Source organism: Enterovibrio norvegicus, assembly GCF_002876705.1.
GTDB lineage: Bacteria > Pseudomonadota > Gammaproteobacteria > Enterobacterales > Vibrionaceae > Enterovibrio > Enterovibrio norvegicus_B.
Genome location: NZ_MDAG01000040.1, coordinates 1 through 7,101, shown reverse-complemented (window position 1 = coordinate 7,101; position 7,101 = coordinate 1). Strand labels below are relative to the sequence as shown.

Annotated in this window: 4 protein-coding genes; all 4 read right to left on the bottom strand. The window is 43.7% G+C overall.

Annotated elements, in window-relative coordinates; all coding sequences use genetic code 11:
- Positions 1–228: 228 nt before the first annotated feature.
- Positions 229–1,434 carry an SEL1-like repeat protein gene (locus BCT27_RS18470; RefSeq protein ID WP_102396430.1) on the bottom strand — a complete coding sequence of 402 codons (1,206 nt, stop codon included), beginning with the start codon at positions 1,432–1,434 and terminating at the stop codon, positions 229–231.
- The gene (locus BCT27_RS18465) at positions 1,419–5,186 is read right to left on the bottom strand and encodes a LysM peptidoglycan-binding domain-containing protein (RefSeq protein ID WP_102396429.1); all 3,768 of its coding nucleotides are present in this window, start codon (positions 5,184–5,186) and stop codon (positions 1,419–1,421) included. The genes BCT27_RS18470 and BCT27_RS18465 overlap by 16 nt, the downstream gene beginning before the upstream one ends.
- Positions 5,187–5,190: 4 nt before the next feature.
- Positions 5,191–5,754, bottom strand: coding sequence for a DUF4123 domain-containing protein (locus BCT27_RS18460; protein ID WP_102396428.1), 564 nt, complete (start codon positions 5,752–5,754; stop codon positions 5,191–5,193).
- The coding region (gene tssI, locus BCT27_RS18455; RefSeq protein ID WP_133153383.1) for a type VI secretion system tip protein TssI/VgrG at positions 5,755–7,101 on the bottom strand (1,347 nt) is incomplete at its 5' end.

Genomic DNA, 7,101 nt, shown 5'->3' with positions numbered 1-7,101 from the left:
TCTAAATATGAAGATAGTTGCTCTGATAGAAAACTTGGACCTTCGGCAATTTTTTGCTGAAAGCCACTGGGGTAATTTATGTAAGCTAAATATAAAGTAAAAACAATCAACAGACTGCCGAAAACATGTTTCTTATCCATTTTACTAGTACTATTTCTTTTTAAAAAAATTCAGAATCCACCACTTGGTAGTCGCTATCAACTAATGCTATTTAAATTAAAAATAGAACTAAAAAGCCCTGGTTTGATTTTCATCTAGGTAGATTACTGGCGTTAGGGTCTTTATTAGGTCCTTGGCAACTTCACGTGCTTTTTCAAGCTCAGAGTCATCTAAGAATTTCAGATTGAACTCGTTTGTTATGACATATTCATATCTCTGAAATTGTCTACCATAATCAAAGCTACGGTCATTACGGTTAAAATCATCAACCATTGCCCATGCTGCTCCTTGCACCAGCGCTGATCTATTTGATTCAGCTTTTCTAGCAAATGCAGGTCCGTATTCATATACTTTACTTAATAGTGTTAATGTCCGTAGGATTTGGTCATCAGTATAGCCCTCGTCAATAACTGCATTTTCACCAATGCTTGCAAAAGGTAAATTTAGATTAATAGCATATGCATCATTATTTTTTGCTGCTAGCTTATACAGGTTTTTTAAAATTCCTCTGTCTTTTTCAGATAAGACCTGAGTATTGTCATCTGTATCACTGCTGCTTACCCAAATGGGGTAGCTGTAGCTTTGACGATATAGACTTGCTAGCTCCATGAGTGGATAATAATAATGATCCTTTACACCATCAACAGCCGCTTTTGTCAGAACGTTAAAACTTTCTTCGCTTACAGCCGTTCTGTTACCACCTTTTAACATCACATCATGGTGAAAAAGAGCGTATCCCGCTCTGGCATCACCAGTCTCAGCCAATTTTTTCAGTATGACTCTACCCTTTTCTCCCCATTCTTCGCTACAGTGATATCCCATATATCGAGTACATTCAATGTCTCTACTGTCTAACCTAATTGCGGCGTAGGGGTTGCCGAGTTTGGCGGCTTTTTTAAATAGTTCGGCTGCAGCATCCCCTGAATAGATACTTTGTCCGTAGGTAATTTCTGCTAACCAAAACATGGCTTCTGAATCGCCTTTTTCTACTAGAGGTGCTAGTAGAGCTTCCGCTTTCTCTTTGTTGTCATATTGAATGGCTAGCAGTGGGACATACAATGGATCTTCTGGGCGATATCGGCTTGCTGCATAGGTATCACTATGTGCCTTATTGTCGTCTAAATATGAAGATAGTTGCTTTGATAGAAAACTTGGACCTTCGGCAATTTTTTGCTGAAAGCCACTGGGGTAGCTTTCAATAACAATGTATGTGGCAATAAGAATAAATACGCCCATAAAAATATGCTTTCTTTTAATAGTCATAAAATTTTCCATTTTTTCTCTTTCCAGCTAGGAGCGTTTTTTATTTTTTCTGAAAATTCACTGTAGTCCTCGCTGGAAAACTCTCTATATAGAACGACATCTTTCACAATTGCCATATAGCTTTTTTCATTCACATACAGGTTCATTCGCGAGCACAATCTAGGCGCCAAGTTATTGAAGTCTCTCTTTGCATCTTTTGCAATTACTTTTGATTTTTCATTTAGTCCTACTGTATCAAGGTTGGAAATGAAATCAGCTAATGTACTCCAGCCTTCTGCAAATCGTCGGCATCTCTCAAGGCGACTTTGCGCGCTTTCCAAATTGCCTTCCATCAGTATCAAAGACTTTTCAAACTGAGAGCACCTTGTATCTTTGTCCTTGTCATCCTTAGGGTAGATCCATTCCATGATTTTCACGATAGCCTGAGCTTTTATTACCTCATCTTGAAGCACTTTGACATCTTTCTCTAAGAACTCTGGCACATAGCTGGCATTGGGAGCGGCTCGCCAGGTGTCATACTTCTTATTGCTCAAGCTGAGAAACAATCTGGACAGTGTTTCGGGTGGTAAATTCTTCACCCATGTTTCCACTTTTGAGCTTGGTCTTTCGACGATGTGCTTCGCTATCATGGGGGCATAATCTTCTTCAAGTATACTCTGAAGATAATCATTGTAAGTTTTGGTTGGCAGTAGCAAGACTTCTGCGAAAGTTAAACCGAGTGCCATGGCAACGGTGAGAACTTGATTGAGTTCTTCGAAATCTTTATTGTTACCATCTACATCAATATCACCCAGCGCTTCGACATATTTAAATCCGCTCTCTTTTAATATTCCAAGCAGACAATCAACAACCCTGTCTGCATTGATTGGGTTCACTTTGATTGCGACTTTGCCACTTACGCCAGGGCCACAAACGAGCCTTGCTGCGGTGATCAAGAAAAATTGCCCATTGTGAAAACCAATTCGTAACTCGCCCGAAAAACCAATACCGTAGTTAACGGCAATTTGTCCAGAAATACTGCCGAGTTCAATAAAATCAGAATTGTATTGACTACCGCTAACTTCTACCACAGGTGGCAGCCAGGATACTTCCGTAGAGCTTATGCCTCCTGCTTCTACTCCGGCAAAAACGTCAATGCTAGCACCAGCTTGCGCTGAAATACTCTGAGGTATTCTGGGGCTACTCGCATCACGAGTGCGTATTGAGTGCCCCCCATGAACGTGTGCATTGTAGTCTGGGGCTTTGAAGGCTTTACCTTTGACGCCAATGTGACCTGGTTTTGCTTCCGAAGGACCGAAAGCGAGGTTGCCGGAGAGCATACAACTGGCCCCAGCAACGCCATAAATTTTTGTGGAAAGCTTGAGTCTGAAATGCCCCGCATTGTACATTTTGCTTTCTGGTTTTTTATTCTTATCAGGTTGAGCTACGTAGGCGATTTTTAAATGATATCCCTCTTTTTTAGGAAGATACGTTGCAAATGATATCTCGCCACTGAGAAGTGTTAGCTTAACTTTGGCTGACGTATCTCCTGTGAGAGACATATTAGTGCTTAGGCCGTTAATCTCGCTACCCGGTAAGTTTAAATCTCCAGTGCGGCTGACGGTTAACCTTAAAAACTGTGCTTGCGCGTTGGCTATGTATGCTGACGATTTACCCTTTGGTCCAATACCATCTTGCCAATGGTAACTGTCTTCCCAAAAAGCCTTATCAAAATCCTTCACTTGTGCACTTAAGTTTAAAGGTTTCGTCACGAAATCATTTTTTGCATCTGGTGCTGCAATTAAGCCTTTACCTATGTCTTTTAGTGCGTCTTTCAACGTGGTTCCAGGCGAGTCCTTACTCACTGTTGGATCTGCTAGTGTGGCACTTTCAGTGATGTCCTTGACATGCCCCAAATGTGATTTGTTAGCGGATGATTTAGGGATTAGCCAACTTGGACCGCGTATCCATTTGACTTCACCATCAGACAATAAACTGCACTCGACGGCTTGAAGGTCAGCAGCACCAGCGTCATTTTTAAATATGCCTCTTTTCATTTCTGTTGGTGCGTATTGTTTTTCATCCCAGATGAGATGAAGACTCTTCGGCATATTGTCGAGTAACAGTATGTTTTTAATATCACCTGAAATAGCTCTTTTCTCGGCGACTTTCTTGAGCTTATTAACTCTGTTGATGGCAATTTTTTTAATTGTTATTAGTTCATTGAAAATGCCGGGCACAGTTTGGTTGCCATTCAGAATCGAACCCAACGCAGACATGTGTTTTTCTAAGGTAACATCAATCACTCGCAAAAGAGCTATTGTAGGATAATAGGCCCACGCTATATCGTCAGAAGCCCGCTGGATACTGTCTTGGGCGATTTCTCCATTTGTCGTATACATACTAAGCTCAAGAAGTATTGCCTTTCTCAATTCGGCTTCTTCTTTAAGTCCTTTTTCATCAAGTGCCGCTGCTTTGACACCAAACATTAGGTTGTCATTTTCGCGCCATTTCCCGAAAGCGCTGTCTGAGCCAGATAGTGCCTTAGGGCCCTGATGGATGAGTAGTGAACCTTCTAGCTCATCAAAGGTAAGACACTGCTCTTTAATGACATAGCCGTGACTGTTTAGTTCTCTCAGTGCTTTGGTGACACCGTAGGCATAGGCTGCGTTAGGAGGTGTACGTGAGTTTCTCTTTTTCGCTAGGTGAGCGTTAGAATTAGGTACATGTTTAAACCAGAAAAGCTTTAGCTGGGACAACGCATTTTCATGAGGTGTTAGCGCAATTTCGTCTTCAGTCCATTTGCGTGCATCGGTGAGATTTTTAATTTGTTCTGTGACAGTTTCTTGTTTTTCACTTGTAAAATATTTACGTTCTTTATCCCAAATAAACTTAGTGCCGTCTTTAGAAGTCACAGTCTTAGCGTTTTTGACCGCTTTTTCTTTTAAATCTTCAATGCTTTCGTTGAGATGCTTAACTACACCATGAAAAAAGGACAGTCTCGCTCTTTCCATGAGTTGCGCTTCTTTTTCTTTTTCACTGATTTCGTCAATCAGATCCGTGGCTTCTAGAACATATCGGATAACTACAGCACCAAGGTGGCTATCCCAATAGAATTGTTTAAATTTCTCCCATGAGACATGGCGGGCCAGCAGCTTGTTATGATCCAAATTTTCTTGCTCAGCAACCCTAATAATGAAACCGTCTTGGCCTCCATGTTCATAGAGCTTTGCAGCACCTGAATTTATTGTGCTGATAAGCCATTCAAGGTGGCGAAGCCTTTTTCCTTCCTTCTCAGTCAGAAATGCTTCATGTGGTTTAGCTTCAAATTTCGAGAGAACTCCTAGATTGTTTAAATTTTGGAGTGATGTTTCGCGATTTTTTGCAACCATGGCTTCTGCGAGTAACGACATTTCTTTTTTGATCGCCTCTTTAGCCACATCGGTAACGGCATACCACCTTTTTTCGCCATCTTTCGTTTCTGGGTGAGACGGAACATACAGAATGTCCACGAACTCTGGGGTGCTAGAGCCACAAAGGTCATCGCCACAAGCATTGGTTTCTGGAGGATCTGGAAGAGGTACTCTTTCACCCGTTTTCACCGGGATAGGAGCGGCTTCGTTACCAGGTAGCTTGATGGTGTCGCCTGCATAAATAAGATCGACATTTTCAATCTGGTCGCTATTAAGGTTAACGAGGTCGTCTTCGCTCACACCAAATTTTTGAGCGATAAGACTTAAACAGTCACCTTGTTGAATTAAATATTTATCAGTTTGACCAGACATATCGCTAAACTAATTCCTTGAAGACTGCTGAGTGGAGGCGGATAGGAGAAGTTGCCTTTTTGATATTTTCTGCATCAACATGCTTTGGAAATATGACGGAAAATAGGGATGACCCTGATGTAAACCAAGCAAGGGAAGAGAAGGGACCCAGAATGCTATCAAGATCTCTCTTACTGATATCGCTTGAATGCATGTGCCAAAAAGTTGATGAGTAGTATCGAAAGTAGCTGGGATATTCCTCAACGACGACTGTAAGCAACGCGCGCAAGTGGTCGGAGAGTAGATCGTTCTCGATTTGTGTTTCTGCTTTTAGAAAGATACAGCTCGAAGAAAATACTCCGTCTTCTATTAAACGTGCTTTGAGTGCTACCGTAGCTTCAATCGGAGAGGCTATCGGAGATACTTCATTTAAGTGTTCAAAAGCGGGACCATTCAACAAGGTAATGACATCGGCTTTTGGTTCATGTTGGTATAAAAATGTTCTGATATCAGGCACTCGAACAGGATCCGCCACTATCCAATAACTATGATCGCCATTTTGGAAGAAATTTTCTAGTGAAACTTCCATTTAGCTTCTCCCTAAACAAGGACAATCTGAACGAGGGCAACTACCGTCAGGTCTTTTCTGGCACATTTTTGCCATTGGGCGGTCGGATATGGATAGATATGTGAAAGCATCGGATGAGATAAGTTTTGGGTCGGTAGCATATTGAGTCGCGCTAAAAAGTATTTTCTCTGCTTCATCCGGCGCTTTCGGCGCAGTTACCCCACCCGGCAACATCGGCATTGCCCCACCAAACCCAGAACCCGAACCAGCGCTTCCGCCTGAGTTGATATTGATCACGGAGCCGACGATGTGAACGCCTGCGGGGTCGATCTTCACGAAGTTGCCGCCGACTTTGAGTGTGACTTCGGTATAGGCTTCTAGAATGTTTTTGTGACCGCTTTTGAGGTGAATTTCCGATCCCGCTTCATTCAGGAAACTGTCGCCGGCTTTGATGTGCAGGGAGCTGTCAGTGACGATGGTTTTGTCACCTTTGATGTGCTCTTTGCTCTGCCCATCCACTGTCAGGTGGTCATCCACCTTGATGTGCGAAAACCGCTCGTTCTCCACATCCAGATGCAAGTCGTGTTTGATGTTGTCTTTGCGGTCATTCTCGACCAGCAAGTTCATGTCCTTTTGAGCATGAACATAGATTTCTTCTTGCCCCGCTTCATCCTCAAAACGCAGTTCATTGAAGCCTTCCCCCTGATGGGTTTCGGTTCGAAGTACTGTGCGGGTTTTGTTGGCCGGTAACGGGTAGGGCGGCACATTGGTCGCGTGATACGTACGACCCGTGATAATCGGTTGGTCTGGGTCACCTTCGAGGAAGGAGACAATCACTTCATGGCCGATGCGCGGTATCGCCATCATGCCGTATTGGCCGCCCGCCCAGCCTTGGGATACACGCACCCAACAACTCGATGCGTCATCACTGTTGCCGTAACGGTCCCATGGGAACTGCACTTTTACGCGCCCGTGTTCATCACAGAAGATTTCTTCCCCCGCAGGGCCCGTCACAATCGCGATTTGAGGGCCATGCACACAAGGTTTGGCTTCCGGAATGGGACGCCAAGGGCGATGGCCTGGAATCACTGAAAACGTATTGTGGAAGGACGTCATGCCTTCGCCGCCATGCTCTTCCAGTGCTTGAGGCTGCGTGCCTTCACTGTACATGGTCACCACAATCCAATCCCGATTGGTCGTGTCATCCGGGTGACCGTCAAGGTCAAACACCATCCCCGCATCTACCTGCATGATGGTGCTGGACGCGGTCGCCGTTAACGCATCACTGCGCAAGTGCTCGAGTCGGTATTGGGTAAAGGGCTTACCCGCCGCATCGCTTTTGAAGCGCCCTGGGTAATCATAGTGTTC